General features: G+C 67.6%; 20 protein-coding genes. 8 read left to right on the top strand and 12 right to left on the bottom strand.

What is annotated here, in order from left to right:
* Positions 1-28: 28 nt before the first annotated feature.
* Positions 29-916 (top strand): AraC family transcriptional regulator, encoded by an 888-nt coding sequence (locus BM066_RS19850; protein WP_089930101.1) that lies wholly within the window; start codon positions 29-31, stop codon positions 914-916.
* 16 nt (positions 917-932) lie between these two features.
* Here the strand turns inward: BM066_RS19850 and BM066_RS19845 are convergent, their stop codons facing one another.
* Both BM066_RS19845 and purL read right to left on the bottom strand, forming a co-directional pair.
* Positions 933-1,292 carry a hypothetical protein gene (locus BM066_RS19845; protein WP_089930064.1) on the bottom strand — a complete coding sequence of 120 codons (360 nt, stop codon included), beginning with the start codon at positions 1,290-1,292 and terminating at the stop codon, positions 933-935.
* A 13-nt stretch (positions 1,293-1,305) separates the two neighbouring features.
* Positions 1,306-3,519, bottom strand: coding sequence for a phosphoribosylformylglycinamidine synthase subunit PurL (purL, locus tag BM066_RS19840; RefSeq protein ID WP_089930063.1), 2,214 nt, complete (start codon positions 3,517-3,519; stop codon positions 1,306-1,308).
* Between the two features lie 65 nt (positions 3,520-3,584).
* On the opposite strand from purL, the gene BM066_RS19835 reads away from it, so the two are divergent.
* The 4 genes from BM066_RS19835 (at position 3,585) to BM066_RS26560 (ending at position 5,091) form a co-directional block, all read left to right on the top strand.
* Positions 3,585-3,854 (top strand): type II toxin-antitoxin system VapB family antitoxin, encoded by a 270-nt coding sequence (locus BM066_RS19835; RefSeq protein ID WP_089930062.1) that lies wholly within the window; start codon positions 3,585-3,587, stop codon positions 3,852-3,854.
* Positions 3,854-4,249: a type II toxin-antitoxin system VapC family toxin gene (locus BM066_RS19830; RefSeq protein ID WP_089930061.1), complete on the top strand. Its 396-nt coding sequence runs from the start codon at positions 3,854-3,856 to the stop codon at positions 4,247-4,249. Before BM066_RS19835 ends, BM066_RS19830 begins: the two co-directional genes overlap by 1 nt.
* Positions 4,246-4,842 carry a peptidylprolyl isomerase gene (locus BM066_RS19825; protein ID WP_089930060.1) on the top strand — a complete coding sequence of 199 codons (597 nt, stop codon included), beginning with the start codon at positions 4,246-4,248 and terminating at the stop codon, positions 4,840-4,842. The genes BM066_RS19830 and BM066_RS19825 overlap by 4 nt, the downstream gene beginning before the upstream one ends.
* An 84-nt stretch (positions 4,843-4,926) precedes the next feature.
* Positions 4,927-5,091 (top strand): hypothetical protein, encoded by a 165-nt coding sequence (locus BM066_RS26560; protein ID WP_177218512.1) that lies wholly within the window; start codon positions 4,927-4,929, stop codon positions 5,089-5,091.
* Between the two features lie 70 nt (positions 5,092-5,161).
* Here BM066_RS26560 and BM066_RS19820 read toward each other — a convergent pair whose 3' ends face one another.
* The 6 genes from BM066_RS19820 to purC all read right to left on the bottom strand — a co-directional run bounded on the left by BM066_RS19820 (position 5,162) and on the right by purC (position 10,504).
* Complete coding sequence (locus tag BM066_RS19820) at positions 5,162-7,075, bottom strand: CocE/NonD family hydrolase (protein WP_089930059.1); 1,914 nt, start codon at positions 7,073-7,075, stop codon at positions 5,162-5,164.
* A 78-nt stretch (positions 7,076-7,153) separates the two neighbouring features.
* Positions 7,154-7,819, bottom strand: a complete 666-nt coding sequence (locus BM066_RS19815) for a hypothetical protein (protein WP_089930058.1) — start codon at positions 7,817-7,819, stop codon at positions 7,154-7,156.
* 20 nt (positions 7,820-7,839) lie between these two features.
* A complete protein-coding gene (gene purQ, locus BM066_RS19810; RefSeq protein ID WP_089930057.1) occupies positions 7,840-8,502 on the bottom strand; it encodes a phosphoribosylformylglycinamidine synthase subunit PurQ in 663 nt (220 codons plus the stop codon).
* A 209-nt stretch (positions 8,503-8,711) separates the two neighbouring features.
* Positions 8,712-9,197: a DUF3291 domain-containing protein gene (locus tag BM066_RS19805; protein ID WP_089930056.1), complete on the bottom strand. Its 486-nt coding sequence runs from the start codon at positions 9,195-9,197 to the stop codon at positions 8,712-8,714.
* Between the two features lie 139 nt (positions 9,198-9,336).
* Entirely contained in the window at positions 9,337-9,576 is a 240-nt protein-coding gene (gene purS / locus BM066_RS19800; RefSeq protein ID WP_035070991.1) for a phosphoribosylformylglycinamidine synthase subunit PurS, read from the bottom strand.
* A gap of 169 nt (positions 9,577-9,745) precedes the next feature.
* A complete protein-coding gene (purC, locus tag BM066_RS19795) occupies positions 9,746-10,504 on the bottom strand; it encodes a phosphoribosylaminoimidazolesuccinocarboxamide synthase (protein ID WP_035070989.1) in 759 nt (252 codons plus the stop codon).
* Between the two features lie 290 nt (positions 10,505-10,794).
* Here purC and BM066_RS19790 point away from each other — a divergent pair, with 290 nt between their 5' ends.
* Together BM066_RS19790 and BM066_RS19785 are read left to right on the top strand one after the other, a co-directional pair.
* Positions 10,795-11,112 (top strand): DUF1476 domain-containing protein, encoded by a 318-nt coding sequence (locus tag BM066_RS19790; protein WP_028040000.1) that lies wholly within the window; start codon positions 10,795-10,797, stop codon positions 11,110-11,112.
* A gap of 246 nt (positions 11,113-11,358) precedes the next feature.
* On the top strand, positions 11,359-11,778 hold the full coding sequence (locus BM066_RS19785) for a DUF1842 domain-containing protein (RefSeq protein WP_089930055.1): 420 nt from the start codon (positions 11,359-11,361) through the stop codon (positions 11,776-11,778).
* A gap of 57 nt (positions 11,779-11,835) precedes the next feature.
* On the opposite strand, the gene BM066_RS19780 is transcribed toward BM066_RS19785, so the two are convergent.
* A complete protein-coding gene (locus BM066_RS19780) occupies positions 11,836-13,836 on the bottom strand; it encodes a M13 family metallopeptidase (protein WP_089930054.1) in 2,001 nt (666 codons plus the stop codon).
* Positions 13,837-13,909: 73 nt separating this feature from the next.
* On the opposite strand from BM066_RS19780, the gene BM066_RS19775 reads away from it, so the two are divergent.
* Entirely contained in the window at positions 13,910-14,176 is a 267-nt protein-coding gene (locus BM066_RS19775) for a type II toxin-antitoxin system VapC family toxin (protein WP_143093772.1), read from the top strand.
* On the opposite strand, the gene BM066_RS19770 is transcribed toward BM066_RS19775, so the two are convergent.
* The 3 genes from BM066_RS19770 to BM066_RS19760 form a co-directional block, all read right to left on the bottom strand.
* Positions 14,169-14,669: a DNA-deoxyinosine glycosylase gene (locus BM066_RS19770; protein ID WP_089930052.1), complete on the bottom strand. Its 501-nt coding sequence runs from the start codon at positions 14,667-14,669 to the stop codon at positions 14,169-14,171. The genes BM066_RS19775 and BM066_RS19770 overlap by 8 nt on opposite strands.
* A gap of 175 nt (positions 14,670-14,844) precedes the next feature.
* Positions 14,845-16,155 (bottom strand): adenylosuccinate lyase, encoded by a 1,311-nt coding sequence (gene purB, locus BM066_RS19765; RefSeq protein ID WP_089930051.1) that lies wholly within the window; start codon positions 16,153-16,155, stop codon positions 14,845-14,847.
* Positions 16,152-16,520 (bottom strand): hypothetical protein, encoded by a 369-nt coding sequence (locus BM066_RS19760; protein ID WP_089930050.1) that lies wholly within the window; start codon positions 16,518-16,520, stop codon positions 16,152-16,154. Before BM066_RS19760 ends, purB begins: the two co-directional genes overlap by 4 nt.
* Positions 16,521-17,094: the final 574 nt, after the last annotated feature.

Genomic DNA, 17,094 nt, shown 5'->3' with positions numbered 1-17,094 from the left:
CGCGGTCGCTTGGACGCCTATGTCGGGCATGGACTCGCTGCTTGAAATCCGCGTGCTGCTCGACCGTCACGCCCGGGAGGGAACCTCGGAAACGCCGGTCCCGGGTCTGACGCTGTATCGGGCCAGCGCGCCGACCGAACCCATGCCGATCGTCTACCAGCCCCTGCTGTGCCTGATCGTGGCCGGGGCCAAGCATGCGGCGCTGGGCGACCGGCTGTTCCGTTACGACGCGGGCAAGTTCCTGACCGTGTCGGTCGACTTGCCGGTCTGCGGTCAGGTCGTCGAAGGACCCTACGCGGCGCTGAGCGTCGCCCTGAATCCGGTCAAGATCGCCCGGCTGGTTCTCGAGGCGCCTGCGCAGGCGTCTCCGGCGGCTTCGGCGGGCGGCCTGCAGGTCAACGAGGCGGGGCCGGACCTAGTGGATGCGATCCTGCGGCTGGTGCGCCTGCTGGATCGGCCCGCCGACATCCCGGTGCTGGCGCCGATGCTCGAGCGCGAGGTGCTGTGGCGGTTGCTGCAGGGACCCAGCGGGGCGACGGTCCGGCAGATCGGCCTGGCCGAAAGCCGCCTCTCGCAGGTCAACCGCGCCATCCAGTGGCTGCAGGCCAATTTCGCCGCGCCCATGCAGGTGGAGGACCTGGCCCGGCTGGCGGGCATGAGCCCGGCCTCGTTCCACCGCCATTTCAAGGCGGTCACCGCCATGAGCCCGCTGCAGTATCAGAAGCAGCTGCGGCTGCAGGCGGCGCGGACCCTGCTGCTGAGCCAGCCGGGCGACGTGGCGGGGGCGGGCTTCACCGTCGGCTACGACAGCGCCAGCCAGTTCAGCCGCGAATACGCCCGCCTGTTCGGCGCGCCCCCGGGACGGGACGCCGCCCGGCTGCGGGCGGCGCCTCGGGCCGCGTTCGCCGTGGCCTGAGGCGACGGAGGCCCGATCAGTCGACGCAGATCGCGGCCGTCGCCTTGCCGCCCACGATCTTGGCGTAGCAGCCGAACTGGACGTTGGTCTTCTGGCACTGGCCGGTCACGGCGCCCTGGGCTTCCAGGTTGCCCTCGGCGATGCAGGCGCCCTGACAGTCGGCCTTGTCCGAGCAGGTCTTGCCGGCGTCGGCATAGGGCACGACGCAGGTCGGGCGTTGCAGGCGGCCGACCGGCTGCATCGTTCCGCCGCGCGCGGCGCACGAGGCGTCGGCGCTTTGGGCGGTGGTCGGGGCGGGGGCCTGGGCGGCCGGGGCGCAGGCCGCCAGCAGCAACAGGGCCAGGCTCGCCGTGGCGAGCATAGGGATCGTACGCATGCTGATGGTCCTTTTAGGCCACGGCGCCCATGAAGCCCGGCAGCCAGGCCTCGTGGGCCGTGCGCAGGGTTTCCAGCGGGATGCTGAACAGGTCGGTCGAGGCGAAGACGTCGCCGCCGGCCGCCCCGGCCAGGTTGGCGTGGACGCCGGCCTCCTTGGCCGCGGCCAGCACCGCCTCCGGATCGGGCGTGGCCACCAGGTAGCGGGCCTGGTCCTCGCCGAACAGATAGGGGTGGGCGTGAGCGTGGCTGTTGGCGTTGAGGGTGACGCCGACCTTGGACGCCAGGGCGATGTCGGCCGCGGCGATCAGCAGGCCGCCGTCCGACAGGTCGTGCAGGCCCGCGACAAGGCCCGTGGGGATCAGGCCGCGCACGAAGTCGCCGTTCTTGCGCTCGACGGCCAGGTCGACCGGCGGCGGGGCGCCGTCCTCGCGGCCCAGGATCTCGCGCAGATAGATCGAGGCGCCCAGCTCGCCGTGGGTCTCGCCGATCAGCACCAGCGCATCGCCCTCGGCCACGTTGCCGAAGCCCATGCGCAGGTCGTAGTCATTGATCAGGCCCACGGCGCCGACCGTCGGGGTCGGCGGAATGGCGACGCCGTTAGTCTCGTTGTAGAGGCTGACGTTGCCCGACACGACCGGGAAGTCCAGCGCCCGGCAGGCCTCGGCCATGCCGTCGGTGGCGCGAACGATCTGGCCCATGGTCTCGGGCTTTTCGGGGCTGCCGAAGTTGAGGTTGTCGGTGATGGCGATCGGGGTTGCGCCGGCGGCCGTCAGGTTGCGCCAGGCCTCGGCCACGGCCTGCTTGCCGCCCTCGTAGGGGTCGTTCTGCACGTAGCGCGGGGTGACGTCGCTGGTCACGGCTATGGCCTTGCCCTTGCCGTGGATGCGCACGACGCCCGCGTCGCAGCCGGTGGCGCTGTCTTCCAGGGTGTCGGCCATCACGTGGCGGTCGTACTGCTCCCACAGCCAGCGCTTGGAGGCCATGTCGGGGCTGCCGACCACCTTCAGCACCGCGGCGTTCCAGTCGGCCGGACCGGCGATCTTGCCCGGGTCGAGGCGCGGATGCAGCGTCGGCTGGACCCACGGGCGGTCGTACAGCGGCGCGTCGTCGAACAGCGGGGCCAGCGGCACGTCGCAGACGACCTCGCCGTGGTGCTTGAGCACCAGGTGGCCGGTGTCGGTGGTGTGGCCGATGACGGCGGCGTCCAGGCCCCACTTCTCGAAGATGGCGTGGCCGTCCTGCTCGCGGCCGGGCTTCAGCACCGCCAGCATGCGCTCCTGGCTCTCCGAGAGCATCATCTCGTAGGCGCTCATGCCCTCTTCGCGCTGGGGCACCATGTCCATGTTCAGCTCGATGCCGACCCCGCCCTTGCCGGCCATCTCGACCGACGAGGAGGTCAGGCCCGCCGCGCCCATGTCCTGGATGGCGGCGACCGCGCCGGTGGCCATCAGCTCCAGGGTGGCCTCGATCAGCAGCTTCTCGGCGAAGGGATCGCCGACCTGCACGGTCGGGCGCTTCTCCTCGGAGTCCTCGCTGAACTCGGCCGAGGACATGGTCGCGCCGTGGATGCCGTCGCGGCCGGTCTTGGAGCCGAAATAGACCACCGCCAGGCCCGCGCCCGGGGCGGCCGAGTAGAAGATCTTGTCGGCGTCGGCCAGGCCCACGCACATGGCGTTGACCAGGATGTTGCCGTTGTAGCCCTTGTGGAAGTTGGTCTCGCCGGCGACCGTGGGCACGCCCACGCAGTTGCCGTAGCCGGCGATGCCGGCCACCACGCCGTCGACCAGGCGCTTGGTCTTGGGATGGTCCGGCTCGCCGAACCGTAGGGCGTTGAGGAGAGCGATCGGCCGCGCGCCCATGGTGAACACGTCGCGCATGATGCCGCCCACGCCCGTCGCCGCGCCCTGGTAGGGCTCGATGTAGGAGGGGTGGTTGTGGCTCTCCATCTTGAAGATGATGGCGTCGCCGTCGTCGATGTCGATCACGCCGGCGTTCTCGCCGGGGCCGCAGATCACGCGCGGGCCGGTGATCGGGAACTTTTTCAGCTGGTTCTTCGACGACTTGTACGAGCAGTGCTCGGACCACATCACCGAGAACACCCCCAGCTCGACCAGGTTGGGCTCGCGGCCCAGGCGGTCGAGGACGACGGCGTACTCCTCCGGCTTGAGGCCAAACTCGGCGGCCGTGTCGGCCATGGATTTCGCGGGGGCGGTCGAGGTGCTCATGGGCGGGCCTTCTAGCGTGGCCCGGGGGATTCCGCTAGATTTCCAAGACGAAGACGAGGTCTGAAATGGGCATCCAATTCCTCCCTGAGGAAATCGAGACCCTGGCGCGCGAAATCTCCGACGCCACGGGCGAAAGCGTGCCCGAAGTCTATCGGCAGGCTTTGCTTGAACGGAAGGAGCGCCTTTCCGGCGCGAACCTCACGTCCGAAGAGCGGGAAGCCCGCAAGCGGGCCTTTTTCGCCAAGCTCGACGCGCGGCCGAGGACGCAGGATCCTCGTACCTGGCGGGAAATCGAGCAGGAAGAACTTTACGACGAGTTCGGCCAGCCGTTCTGATGGTCATCGACAGTTCTGCTCTCATGGCGACCGCTCTGGATGAGCCTGAGCGTGCCGCGCTCTATGCCGCGATCGACAGCGTTTGGGTTCGGAAGATGTCGGCTGCTTCCTATGTCGAATGTGCGGAGGTCTACTTCCGTAAGATCGATCTAGAGCGCGGACAGGAGATGCTTGATGAAGATCTCGTCGATCTGAACATCACCATTGTCGCCGTGACAGCCGAGCAGGCGTTCCTCGCGGCCGAGGCTCGGCGGGTCTATGGCAAGGGGCGTCATCCGGCCGCCCTGAACTATGGCGACAGCTTCTCCTACGCTCTGGCGAAGGTCATGGGAGAGCCGCTGCTCTTTAAGGGCGACGATTTCACCCAAACCGACATCGAAAGCGCGCTTGCATGATCACCCGCCGCCACCTCCTGGCGCTCGCCGTCGCCCTGCCGCTGACCGCCGCCGGCGCCGCGCCCGTCCGGGTGCGGATGGTCACGGACCTGGGGCCGATCATCATCGAGCTCTATCCGGACAAGGCGCCGATCACCGTGGCCAATTTCCTGGCCTATGCCGACCGGCATCTGCTGGACGGGGGAAGCTTCTACCGGACCGTCTCGCCCAGGAACGACAACAACCCGGCTGTCATCAGCGTCATCCAGGGCGGGCTGAACCGCGACGACAGCCCGCTGCCGGCCATCGCCCATGAGACCACCACGGTCACGGGGATCCTACACACCGACGGGGTGATCTCGATGGCGCGCGACCAGCCGGGCACGGCGGGGTCGGAGTTCTTCATCTGCCTGGGCGACAATCCGGCCCTGGACTTCGGCGGGGCCCGCAACAAGGACGGCCAGGGCTTCGCGGCCTTCGGCAAGGTGGTCGAGGGCATGGACGTGGTCCGCAGGATCCACGACGCCCCCACCGTCGCCAAGGCCGACGATCCCTATATGAAGGGGCAGATCATCGAAAATCCGGTGCGGATTCAAAAGCTAAGCCGTAATTAAGGCAGCTTGGCGCTGGGAACGGGGCGACTCCCGAGCCGTTTTCTTGTCCGTGCGCGATCGGCGCGTTGTGCAAGGAGAAAGCTCATGGGCGACAACAAGACCCGAGGCCCGCAACAGCAGCAGAACGAACCGCAGCGACAGTCCCCGGGCCAGCAGCATCAGCAAGGCGAACGCGACCGCCAGAACGAGCAGGGCCGCACTCCCGGCGGCCCGGCCAAGCCGGCGGACCAGCAGCGCCGCGACCGCTGACGAACTCCGCTCCGTGACTGTGAAGGAGGGGCCGAAGGCGCAAGCCTTCGGTCCTTTTTCATTGTGGGGCTTACGGCCCCACTACCGGCAGCTCGATGAAGCTGGCCGTGTCGCCCGCGTGATAGACCCGCTGCGTCGCCTTCACGTAGTCGCCCGGCTTGGTGAAGAAGATGTTGGACACGAAGGTCTGCGGGTTGCGGTCGTAGAGCGGGAACCAGCTGGACTGCACCTGCACCATGATCCGGTGGCCCGGCTGGAAGGTGTAGTTCGCGGTCGGCAGGATGAACTGGTACTTCAGCGGCGTGTTGGGCTTGAGCGCCTTGGGCTCGCTGAAGCTCTCACGATAGCGGCCGCGGAAGATGTCCATGCCCACGGCCAACTGGTAGCCGCCCAGTTCGGGCTGGCTGGGGACCTCGTCGGGGAAGACGTCGATCAGCTTGACCACCCAGTCGCTGTCGGTCCCGCTGGTCGAGGCCGTCAGGTTGACCTTCGGCACGCCGGCGATCTTCAGCGGCGCGGTCAGGGGCTCGGACACGTAGCTCAGCACGTCGGTGCGGTCGGCCACGGCCCGCTGATCGGTCAGCAGCCAGGGCTTCCAGCGGTCGCCGTCGCCGAACTTCAGCGGGCGAGGGACGTAGGGCACGGGCTTGGCCGGGTCGGAGACGTATTCGTCATAGGCCGCCGCGCCCTTGGCCGGGGCGGGGGCGCTGAACGACAGGCCGCCTTTCTCGGTCAGGTACAGCGGCTTGTTCCCGCCCTGGGGCCAGCTCTTGTAGCGGTCCCAGCGGTTCTGGCCGGGGTCGTAGATCAACACCGGCGGAGTGTCGGCCTTGGGCGCGCCGTCCTTCAGGTACTGGTTGAAGAACGGCAGCAGCACGTCGCGACGGAACTGCAGGGCGGTGTCGCCGTCCCACTTGAAGGGGCCCAGGCTGGCGCCGTCATAGTTCACCTGGCTATGCCGCCAGGGGCCCAGCACTAGGTAGCTCTTGTCGTTGGCCGTGTCCTTGGGCTCGGTGGCGGCGTAGGCGTGCACCGCGCCCCACATGTCCTCCTGGTCCCACAGGCCCTGGATCCACATGGTCGGCACCTTCAGCGGCTGCTCGGCCATGGTCTTGTCCAGCGCCTGCTGGCTCCAGAACGGCGTGTAGGCGGCGTTCTCGGTCAGCTTCCTCCACCAGGGCAGGACGTCCAGCCCATTGGCCTTGGCGTAGTCGCCGGCCGAACCGGCGCGGCGGAAGTTCTCGTAGTCGTCGGCGCTCTGGCGCACGACGCTGTCGCCGGCCCCGCGCTTGGTGGTCTGGCCAGCGAAATAGTCGAAGTTCACCTGCCGGAAGGCCCCGAAATGGAACCAGTCGTCGCCCATCCAGCCGTCGACCATCGGGCTCATCGGCGCGGCCACCTTCAGGGCCGGGTGCGGATTGACCAGGGCCATCACCACGGTGAAGCCCTCGTAGGACGAGCCCAGCATGCCGACCTTGCCGTTGCTCTCGGGCACGTTCTTGGTCAGCCACTCGATGGTGTCGTAGGCGTCGGTGGCGTGGTCGACCTCGCTGTTGTTCAGCGGCCCCTTCAGCGGGCGGGTCATCACGTAGTCGCCTTCCGAGCCGTATTTGCCGCGGATGTCCTGGATGACGCGGATGTAGCCGTCCTTGACGAACACCTCGTCGCCTTGGGCCAGTGTGGCCAGCATGGACGGGCTGTCGTTGCGCGCCGTGCGCTTGGCGGCGTTGTAGGGCGTGCGGGTCAGCAGGATCGGGGCGTTCTTCGCGCCCTTGGGCACGACGATCACGGTGTAAAGCTTGGTCCCGTCGCGCATCGGGATCATGACCACGCGCTTGTCGTAGTCGTAGCCGGCCTTGGGCGCGACGTACTTGCCGTCGACGTCCGGCGTCAGGGCCGGCGTTTGGGCATGGACCGCGCCGGTGAAGGTGGTGAGGGCGGCGGCGGCCAGCAGGCCGGCGCGGAGGGTCGACGCGAGACTCATCGAAAAGCTCCCATAGGATGCGGGCACCTTAGGAGCGGTTTTCGCGGGGCGCTATAATATAACAGCGTTTCGGGGCCGCTAGCGCGTGTAGACGCCGTCGAAGCTCACCGACGCGCCACCGCAGCTTCCGCTGTCGGCGACGACCATGTAGCGGCTCACACGGCGCATATCGACGCTGCAGAAGGGCTCCGTGCCCGCGGGGTCGGCGTAGCTCGCCGTGACGCCCTTGACCTCCAGGCGGCCCTTGAAGGAACCCTCGTGCACCGAGGCCGGCCCTTTCCAAGTGGCTTCGCCCTCGGCGTGGAAGCCCTTCTTGTCGCGGGTGATCGTGATCTGGTTGTCGCCGAAGCGCCAGGCACCCAGCCAGTCGCCCTCGCCGGAGGGGGCAACGGCCGACTTGATCAGGTCCGCCATCTTCAGCCAGCCCACGGTGTGGCGGTCGCCGCGTCCGTACCAGGCGCAGGCCCAGCCGTTCTCGACCTTGCTGACCAGCACCTCGTCCTGGACGACCAGATAGCTTTTCCGCCGGCAGCTCGGCGCGCCGGGACAGCCCAGGCCATCGCCGTCGTCATCGTCGTGGAAGTAGGTCCGTCCGCCGGTCGGGGGCGAGACGTTGTAGGCGGCCACGCCGTCCTGGGCGAAATAGGCGAAATCGCCATAGCCGCAGCGATCGGGGACCTGGCCGGCGACCGCTATCGACGGTCCGGCGAGAAGGAGGGCCACGGTGATCGAGAAACGACGCATCGGAGCCCCCTTTGGCCTCGTCAGGCGCTGGCGAAGATGCTGCGGAACAGGATCGCCCCGTCCTCCGACCCCAGGTCGGGGTCGAACGAGCGGTCGGGGTGGGGCATCAGGCCCAGCACGTTGCCCTTGGCGTTCATGATGCCGGCGATGTCGCGGGCCGAGCCGTTGGGATTGTCCTGGTAGCGGAACACCACCTGGCCCTCGCCCTCGATGCGGTCCAGCGTCGCTTCGTCGGCGAAGAAGTTGCCCTCGCCGTTGCCGACGGTCATCACGGCCGAGCGCTGCTCGCCGAAGCTGGCGGTGAAGCGGGTCTGGCTGTTGACCACGTCCAGGGCCACCGGCTTGCAGATGTATTTCAGCTTTTCGTTGCGCAGCAGGGCGCCGGGCAGCAGGCCCGCCTCGCACAGCACTTGGAAGCCGTTGCAGATTCCGACCACCGCGACCCCGTCGTTGGCGGCCTTGACGACTTCGCGCATCACCGGGCTCTGCGCGGCCATGGCCCCGCAGCGCAGATAGTCGCCATAGGAGAAGCCGCCGGGCAGGACGATCAGGTCCAGGTCGTCCGGCAGGGCCGTCTCCTGGTGCCAGACCATCTCGACGCGGGCTCCTGCGGAGCGCTCGATGGCGACCTTGCAGTCACGATCGCAATTGGAACCGGGGAAGACGACGACAGCGGCTTTCATGGCGCGGGCCTGTAGCACCGTTCGCGGGGGTTGTCAGCGGGCGGGAGGTCTGATCGCGCCAATAGATTTGTCATCCCGGACGTAGCCCGACGAAAGCCGGGCGAAGATCCGGGACCGCCGGAAACGCCGAGTTCACGCGTCGGTCCCGGATCTCCGCGCTGCGCGCTCGTCCGGGATGACAGTCTTACCGGGATGACAGTCTTAGTTGGCTAAGCACACTCGTCCAGCACCGGCTCCACCGTCGCCTTGTCCGGCGCGGGGAAGGGGATCTTGAAGGTGAAGGCTTCCGGCGTTGGCCCGTGGGCCTCGAGCAGGGCCAGCTTTTGCTTGGCCTCCTCGATGGTCGGGCGGTGGCCGACCGGGACCCACCACAGGGCCATGTACAGGTCCATGTGTTCGAACCACTCGCGGCGGCGGCGCATGAACTGCACGTGGCCGCTGCGGTAGACATAGGCCCCCAGCGACGGGATGTCGGTCCAGACCGACATGTTGATCGCGATCATCGGGTCGTCGAACGGCTGCAGGTCGGTGGCGTTGTCGCCTTCGCCGGTCAGGCGCCAGACGAAGCCGGGCGAGGCCTCGGCCAGGGCGTTGATCGGACCCAGGTTGTCGAAGAAGTCCTTGATCATCGGGTGATCGATCGGCGCGCGCAGGCGACCGATATTGACCTGGGCCAGTTCGTACTTCGCGCTCATGGGGTCCCCTCCGTGTTTCCCGAACATGGGGCGTCGAGGCGGGAGCGGAAGGCGTGGCGCAAAGAAAAAGCGCCGCTCCCGGGGGAGGGCGCTTCGGATGCCGCGGGGACATGCGCAGGCGCATGTCCCCAAGTCTGTGTCAGGCGATCTCGACGCGGTAGCTTTCGATGACCGTGTTGGCCAGCAGCTTGTCGCACATGGCCTTGACCTCGGCCTCGGCCTTGGCGGCGTCGGTCTCCGTCAGGTCGAACTCGATGGTGCGGCCCACCCGCACGCCCGAGACGTCGGCCCAGCCCAGGCCGTGCAGGGCGGCTTCGACGGCCTTGCCCTGGACGTCCAGCACGCCGGGCTTGAGGAACACTTGAACCTTGGCTTTCAACTTCTTCTCCTCATCCGTGACCCGCCAGGGCGGCGAAGCCAAACGGGGGAGGGGGATCGCGAAGCGGTGGAGGGGGCGTCCCGTCCACGGCGATCGGGCGGTGCGCCCCCTCCGTCACGATGCCGCGCATCGCGCCACCTCCCCCGTTGCACGAGGGAGGAGATCCCAACTAGTGCACGCCGCCTTGGATGACGGTGGGCATTTCCTTCATGATGCCGAGGCGGCGGGCCACCTCGGTGTAGCTTTCGATGACATTGCCCAGGTCGCGGCGGAACCGGTCCTTGTCCATCTTCTCGTTGGTGGCCGAATCCCACAGCCGGCAGCTGTCGGGGCTGATCTCGTCGGCCAGGATCACGCGGCTGAAGTCGCCTTCATAGACGCGGCCGAACTCGATCTTGAAGTCGACCAGGGTGATGCCGACGCCGCTGAACAGGCCCGACAGATAGTCGTTCACCCGCAGGGCCATGGCCATCATGTCGTCGATCTCCTGGGTGGCGGCCCAGTTGAACGCGGTGATGTGCTCCTCGGAGACCATCGGGTCGCCCAGCTTGTCGTCCTTGTAGTAGAACTCGATGATCGAGCGCGGCAGCGGGGTGCCTTCGGTCAGGCCCAGGCGCGTGGCGATCGAGCCGGCGGCGATGTTGCGCACCACCACCTCGAGGGGGATGATCTCGACTTCCTTGATCAGCTGCTCGCGCAGGCTGAGACGGCGGATGAAGTGGTTCTGCACGCCGATGCCGTTCAGGCGAGTCATGATGTACTCGCTGATGCGGTTGTTGATCACGCCCTTGCCTTCGAGGACAGCCTTCTTCTGGGCGTTGAAGGCCGTGGCGTCGTCCTTGAAGTACTGGATGAGGGTGCCGGGCTCGGGACCCTCGTACAGGATCTTGGCCTTGCCTTCGTAGATCTTCTTGCGGCGGGTGGTCATGGCTCTCGTCGAGGCCCTTCTGGTTGCGGGCGCGCCCCTCCCGGAAAAACCGGCCGGAAATCTCCGGAGAAACGAAAAGCGCGCGCGGCGGATAGCTGCGCGCGGCGTCCGACTCAAGGCCGCTCACGAAAAATGTCGTCCCGAAACTAGCCGAACGCGGCCCCTGGCGCAAACGACCCTAGCCGGAACGGCGCGATTGTGAGCGGATCGGTGATGCTGCGGCGTTGCTTCCGATTGCCCGGCGGCTCGCCAGAGGATATGCAGCCGGCTCAGAGACTATTGGGGCTTTCATGACCACCTTCGACGAACGCGAACAGGGTTTCGAACGCAAGTTCGCGCTGGAGCAGGAACAGGAATTCAAGGCGACCGCCCGCCGCAACCGCCTGCTGGGCGAATGGGCGGCCGAGCTGATGGGCCTGGCGACGGTCGAGGAGTACGCCCGCGCCGTGGTGAAATCCGATTTCGAGCAGCCCGGCGACGAGGACGTGCTGCGCAAGGTCGCCGGCGACCTGAAGGGCTCGGGCGTCAATGTCGGCGAGGGCGAGGTTCGTCGCAAGATGGACGAACTGCTGGCCCTGGCCCGCGGCCAGATCGCCGCCGGCGAATAGGCCGAGCCGTTTCGGCGAAATAATCTAACACCGCCCGCGAGGCCCGGCCGCGACGCCCGTCGCCGCCGGGCCTTGTCGTTTGCGGCGGGCGTGCGATCGCCCTGCGCCGTGCACGGATCGTCTTCTCGCTTTGGTTGATAGAAAACAAGAAAACGCCCAAAGGTTTTGTTGGGTGTCCTCAACGCGCGGATGTATCACGCTCGCGTAAGGCGACCTGGACGGTCGCCAACGCAAGGAGGACGCACCATGGCCGATGATATCGGTACGCTTCACACCCAGCAGGCCGGCGACAAGATCGGGCTCTATTTCGTCAAGGCGGTGGTCGGCAATGTCGGCACGCCCGGCGCCCCGATCGTCAACCTGGCCCTCACCGTCCAGGCGGCCTCGGGCCATGTCAGCGGCATCGCCGAGGTCAACCAGGCGGTGCTGGGCGGCAATCATCGCTTCCCGGTCACCGGCCAGATCTATCAGACCGGTTTCGGCCCCAACCACCAGTTGGTCTCGCTGAGCGGCGAATTCGTCTACAGCGTGCCGCCGCCCGCCATCGGCTCGTTCCTGGCCAAGTTCACGGCCGCGCTGTCGGTCGACCAGGCCTGGAACGGCTCGGGCGGCTTCAACTACCTGAACACCCATGTCGAGCACGTGCCGGTCAAGCACATCGCCTGATCCGGACGGTTCGAATCGGAGGCCCGCGCCGCGCGATGCGGCGCGGGCCTTTTCACATCACCAGACCCGCGAGCGGGCTTCGGGCGGCAGGTAGTAGGTGTCGCCCGGCTTGACCCCGAAGGCCGCATACCAGGCGTCGACATTGCGGGTGGGGCCCACCACGCGGAACGACGACGGCGAATGCGGGTCGGACGCCATCTGCTGCTTCAGCGAGTCGGGGCGCGACTTGTCCTGCCAGGCCTGGGCGAAGGCCAGGAACAGCCGCTGGTCGCCGGTCAGGCCGCCGATCACCGGGGCCGGCTTGCCGCCCAGCGAGGCGTGGTAGGCGTCCAGGGCCACCTGCAGGCCGGCCAGGTCGGCGATGTTCTCGCCCATGGTCAGCTTGCCGTTGATGTGGGCGCCGGGCACGGGCTCGTAGGCGTCGTATTGCTTGCCCAGCACGTCGGCCTGGGCGTCGAAGCGCTTGGCGTCCTCGGCGGTCCACCAGTCGCGCAGCTTGCCGGTGGCGTCGATCTTGCGGCCCTGGTCGTCGAAGCCGTGGCTGATCTCGTGGCCGATCACCGCGCCGATCGCGCCGTAGTTCACCGCCGGATCGGCGGCCGGATCGAAATAGGGCGCCTGCAGGATGCCGGCCGGGAAGACGATCTTGTTCTCCAGCCCGCCGTTGTAGGCGTTCACGGTCTGCGGGGTCATGCCCCACTTGCCGTGGTCGACGGGCTTGCCCAGGTCGCTCAGCGTATAGGCCCACTCGAAGCGCCGGCTGGCCGCGACGTTGCCGTAGAGGTCGTTCGCGTCCAGCTTCAGGCCCGAATAGTCGCGCCACTTGTCGGGATAGCCGACCATCACCTGCATCTTGCTAAGCTTGGTCAGGGCCTCGGCCTTGGTCGCCGGGCTCATCCACGGCGCCTTCTGGATCCGCGCGGCCATGGCCGTCTTCAGGTTGGCGATCAGCTCGATCATCTGGGCCTTGGAGCTGGGCGGGAAGTACTTGGCGACATAGGCCTGGCCGACCACCTCGCCCAGGCTGCCGTCGACCAGCTGCACGCCGCGCTTCCAGCGGGGCCGCAGGGTCGACTGGCCGCTCAGAACCTTGACGTACTCGAAGCGGCTGTCGACGAAGCGCTTGGACAGGTACGGCGAGGTCTCGGCCACGACGTTGAAGGTCTGCCAGGCCTTCAGCGTCTCCAGCGGCGTCTCGTCATAGACCTTGGCGATGTCGCGCACGGCGGTCTTCTCGCCTAGCACCACCTTGGTCAGGCCCGGCATGCCGGCCGCGGCCAGGTAGGGCGTCCAGGGGAACGGCGCATAGGTCGCCAGTTCGGCGGCGGTGGTCGGGTTGTAGGTCTTGTCGATGTCGCGGCGGTCGGCGACCGGCCAGCTGACCTTGGCGATCTTGGTCTCGAAGGCCACGACGTCGGCGGCGCTCTTGGCCGGGTCGGGATAGCCGGCCATCTTCAGGGCCCGCTCGATGAAGGCGGTGTAGGCGGCCAGCTGCGGCTTGAAACCGTCGGTCAGGTAGTAGTCGCGGTCGGGCAGGCCCAGGCCGGCCTGGCCGATATAGAGGGTGTTGATCTCCGGGTTCTTGGCGTCCGGATAGATGTCCAGCGAGAAGACGCCGCCGCCGAAGCCGCCCTGGGCCTGGCCCATGGCGACGGCGAAGTCGGCCTTGGACTTGATCGCGGCGATCCTGGCCAGGTCCGCCTTCAGCGGCTTGTCGTCGACCGCCTCGACCTTGGCCTCGTCGATGAAGCTCTTGTAGAGCGCGCCGATCTGGGTCGAGGCGTCGGCCGTCTCGATCAGGGTGCGCAGCTGGTCCTGCGCGCGGTTGTAGACGTCGTAACCGACGCCGGCCGAGGCCTGGTCGTCGGGAATCTTGGTGCGCGCCGCCCAGGCGCCGTTGGCGTATTTGTCGAAGTCGGTCCCCGGCGAGATCGACCGGTCGCCGGCGGTCAGGTCGACGCCCCAGTCGCCGTACATCGCCTTGGCCGGCGGATCGGCCGCCAGGGCGGTCGTGGACAGGGCGACCGCCGAAACGGCGGCCAGCAGGAAGATGCGCATAGGATAAGGTCTCTCCTCGGAACGCAGGATGCTGCCCTAGTTGCGGGGCGGACGCAGATGAAAATGCTGTAATGTGGCGACCCATCCTCGATCTGCTTTTCGCCCGCACTGCATCGGCAAGCTTTCCGAGGCCGCCGTGCCGGCTGCGAGGTTCGAGGGCGAGATCGAGGCGCTGGGCTTTCAGTCCTTGCCGATTAGGCTGACCCACGCCCGCGTCGCCGGTTCGTCGACGCTTCCGCACAAGGATCCTTTCGATCGCGTGCCGATCGCCCAGGCGATCGTCGAGAACACCTCGCTGGTCTCGAAAAAGGCGGTCTTCGACGGCTACGGCGTCAGCTGACTCTGGTAGGCAGGAAAGCCCGCAGGCCGTTCCAGAGGTCGGCCTTCTGCGCGAACGACCGCGCCGCGTGGGCGGGGCTGGAGGAGGGGAGGGCCAGGGTGGCGACGCGGCCGCCGACCAGCCGGCCGCCGAGCTTGGCCGCCGTGCCGCCGTTGAAGGCCACGGCGCGCAAGTCGGGCAAGGTCTCGACCAGGGCGAGCAGGTCGTTGGCGGCGGGATCGCGGATGGCGGCGTCCAGGCTGCCGGGCCGCTCGGCCTGCGCGATCACGTCCCACAGGCCCACGCCCCGCGCAAGCAGGGCGGCCAGCCGGTCGTCATAGGCCAGCGTGACCAGCGGCGTGTCGAGCACGCCTTCCATCAGCCGCCAGAAGGCGTTGCGGGGATTGCCGTAGTACTGCCCCGCGGCCAGCGAGGCCCCGCCCGGCAGGCTGCCCAGGACCAGCACGCGGGTGGTCGCGTCGACGACGGGCGGGAAGCCGGATTTTCGGGTCATGCCGGGCGCTCCAGCATCATGACGAACCGCTTCCTCGGCGTGTCATCCCGGACAAGCGCGCGGCGCGCCGAACCGGGACCGACGCCTGAGCGCCGAGTTTCCGGCGGCCCCGGATCTTCGCCCGACGTTCGTCGGGCTGCGTCCGGGGTGACAGGGGTAGGAAACGAATGAGTCCTCAGCCCTGCTCGCCGAACACCCGCTTGAAGATCACATCGACGTTCTTGGTGTGGTAGCCGTAGTCGAACAGCTCCTCCAGCTCGGCGTCGGTCAGGGCCTTCGACACGACCGGGTCGGCCTTCAGGAAGTCGATGAACCGGCCCTCGCCGCGCCAGACCTTCATGGCGTTGCCCTGCACGGCCGCATAGGCGTCCTCGCGGCTGACGTCCTTGTGGGTCAGGGCCAGCATCACCCGCTGCGAGAACACCAGGCCGCCCAGCTTGTCCAGGTTCCTGGCCATGTTGTCGGGATAGATGTTGAAGCGTTCGATCACCCCGGCCAGGCGGCGCAGGGCGAAGTCGAGGTGGATCGTGGCGTCCGGACCGATGCCGCGCTCGACCGACGAGTGGCTGATGTCGCGCTCGTGCCAGAGGGCGACGTTCTCCATGGCCGGGGTCACGGCCGAGCGGACCAGGCGGGCCAGGCCGGTCAGGTTTTCGGTCAGGATCGGGTTGCGCTTGTGGGGCATGGCCGAGCTGCCCTTTTGGCCCGGATCGAACGGCTCCTCGGCCTCCAGCACCTCGGTGCGCTGCAGGTGGCGGATTTCCGTGGCCAGGCGCTCGACCGATGAGGCGACCACGCCCAGGGCGGCGAAATAGGCCGCGTGGCGGTCGCGCGGGATCACCTGGGTCGAGACCGGCTCGACCGCCAAGCCCATCTTGTCGGCCACGTGCTGTTCGACCCGCGGGTCGACGTTGGCGAAGGTGCCCACCGCGCCCGAGATCGCGCAGGTGGCGATCTCGAACCTGGCCATCGCCAGGCGCTCCTTGGCGCGCTGGAACTCGGCGTAATAGCCGGCCAGCTTCAGGCCGAAGGTGATCGGCTCGGCGTGGATGCCGTGGCTGCGGCCGACGCACACCGTCATCTTATGTTCCAGGGCCCGGCGCTTCAGGGCGGCCAGGATCAGGTCGACGTCCTCCAGCAGCAGGTCCGTGGCCTTGCTGAGCTGCACGGCGAAGCAGGTGTCCAGCACGTCCGAGCTGGTCATGCCCTGGTGCAGGAAGCGGGCCTCGGGGCCGACGATCTCCGACACGTGGGTCAGGAAGGCGATGACGTCGTGCTTGGTGACGCGTTCGATCTCGTCGATCCGGTCGCTGTCCCAGACCGCGTCGCGGCCCTTCTCCCAGATCGTCTGCGCCGCCAGCTTGGGGATCACCCCCAGCTCGGCCATGGCGTCGGCGGCGTGGGCCTCGATCTCGAACCAGATCTTGTACTTGGTCTGGCTGGACCAGATGGCGGCGGCTTCGGGGCGGGAATAGCGGGTGATCATGGACGCGGGGTTTCCTCGGGTCCGGCGGGGGAGTCAAGGCTGAGCGGCCTGATGGTTCTCTCGGCGCGCGATTTTGGCTCCTCGTAGGTCCATATGGCGGCGAGGAACACGACGACGAACGCTAGGCCGATGACGACATGCGCGGTTTGCACGGCCAGCAGGAACAGGTTTTGGCCCTGGGCCAGATGCACGATGATCCGGTCATGGCGGCTGACCGCTATTTCGCGGTCGATCAAATCCCAAGCGCCGACCGGCGGTGAGATCTCGCGCAGGACGGCGTATGTCAGCCCTTGAGCGATCCAACTGACCAGCAGCGCCACGGCGAGGATCGCCACCAGCCGGAAGTTTATGTAGCGCTGGAGCATGGTCGAGCGTTTCCGCTCACGCTCCCATCAAGTCAAGAGGGGCGGATCTCCGTCTGGGCCGACGGCGGGGAATGACACCGGCCGCGGGGATGGGCATGCGTCTATCCCCGTGGACCGCGGGACAAACCGCAACAACTTCAAAATTCTACAAAATAAGTAGCGTCACGAGCGCCGCCGCGTTCAGACCGGCCGCATACTGCTTGCACCTGAAGGCACGGGGAGGGCGCACGTACGGCGACCGATGCGGCCTTCGGGGGTGGACGAGCGGGAAGGCTTGTCCGTCATGTCTCCGCGGAGACGTCCCAGGTCGGTTCGGAGCAGGTTCGCCTTGGTCGCGACGAAACTCCGGCGCCGGGATAGGCGGATCGAGCCAGCAGGCCTGGGCTGAAATCGCCCAAGCGGTCCGGGGCGCGCCAACACCCCGCCCGTCGGGGGCCTCCATCGGAGCGGGTTAAAAATCCGCGATCCGAAGGCTTCCGGATAACGGCTCCACGCGAAGCGCCTGACTTCGTCGAAACGGTACTTACAACTGCAAACCATCCGGGCGAGGCCCGGGCGCTTCGCACCCTTCCCA

Source organism: Caulobacter sp. UNC279MFTsu5.1 (genome assembly GCF_900114015.1).
Taxonomy (GTDB): domain Bacteria; phylum Pseudomonadota; class Alphaproteobacteria; order Caulobacterales; family Caulobacteraceae; genus Caulobacter.
This window is presented reverse-complemented; position numbering and strand designations above follow the sequence as displayed.

Bases quoted from the DNA above. Each gene is read 5' to 3' on its own strand.
- purC (WP_035070989.1), bottom strand. From the start codon at position 10,504: ATGACCACCCGCCGCAAGAAGATCTACGAAGGCAAGGCCAAGATCCTG.
- BM066_RS19770 (WP_089930052.1), bottom strand. From the start codon at position 14,669: ATGACCCGAAAATCCGGCTTCCCGCCCGTCGTCGACGCGACCACCCGC.
- BM066_RS19815 (WP_089930058.1), bottom strand. From the start codon at position 7,819: ATGCGTCGTTTCTCGATCACCGTGGCCCTCCTTCTCGCCGGACCGTCG.
- BM066_RS19805 (WP_089930056.1), bottom strand. From the start codon at position 9,197: ATGAGCGCGAAGTACGAACTGGCCCAGGTCAATATCGGTCGCCTGCGC.
- BM066_RS19820 (WP_089930059.1), bottom strand. From the start codon at position 7,075: ATGAGTCTCGCGTCGACCCTCCGCGCCGGCCTGCTGGCCGCCGCCGCC.
- purB (WP_089930051.1), bottom strand. From the start codon at position 16,155: ATGATCACCCGCTATTCCCGCCCCGAAGCCGCCGCCATCTGGTCCAGC.
- purQ (WP_089930057.1), bottom strand. From the start codon at position 8,502: ATGAAAGCCGCTGTCGTCGTCTTCCCCGGTTCCAATTGCGATCGTGAC.
- BM066_RS26560 (WP_177218512.1), top strand. From the start codon at position 4,927: ATGGGCGACAACAAGACCCGAGGCCCGCAACAGCAGCAGAACGAACCG.
- purL (WP_089930063.1), bottom strand. From the start codon at position 3,519: ATGAGCACCTCGACCGCCCCCGCGAAATCCATGGCCGACACGGCCGCC.
- BM066_RS19790 (WP_028040000.1), top strand. From the start codon at position 10,795: ATGACCACCTTCGACGAACGCGAACAGGGTTTCGAACGCAAGTTCGCG.
- BM066_RS19835 (WP_089930062.1), top strand. From the start codon at position 3,585: ATGGGCATCCAATTCCTCCCTGAGGAAATCGAGACCCTGGCGCGCGAA.
- BM066_RS19850 (WP_089930101.1), top strand. From the start codon at position 29: ATGGACTCGCTGCTTGAAATCCGCGTGCTGCTCGACCGTCACGCCCGG.
- BM066_RS19845 (WP_089930064.1), bottom strand. From the start codon at position 1,292: ATGCGTACGATCCCTATGCTCGCCACGGCGAGCCTGGCCCTGTTGCTG.
- BM066_RS19830 (WP_089930061.1), top strand. From the start codon at position 3,854: ATGGTCATCGACAGTTCTGCTCTCATGGCGACCGCTCTGGATGAGCCT.
- BM066_RS19825 (WP_089930060.1), top strand. From the start codon at position 4,246: ATGATCACCCGCCGCCACCTCCTGGCGCTCGCCGTCGCCCTGCCGCTG.
- BM066_RS19780 (WP_089930054.1), bottom strand. From the start codon at position 13,836: ATGCGCATCTTCCTGCTGGCCGCCGTTTCGGCGGTCGCCCTGTCCACG.
- BM066_RS19785 (WP_089930055.1), top strand. From the start codon at position 11,359: ATGGCCGATGATATCGGTACGCTTCACACCCAGCAGGCCGGCGACAAG.
- BM066_RS19760 (WP_089930050.1), bottom strand. From the start codon at position 16,520: ATGCTCCAGCGCTACATAAACTTCCGGCTGGTGGCGATCCTCGCCGTG.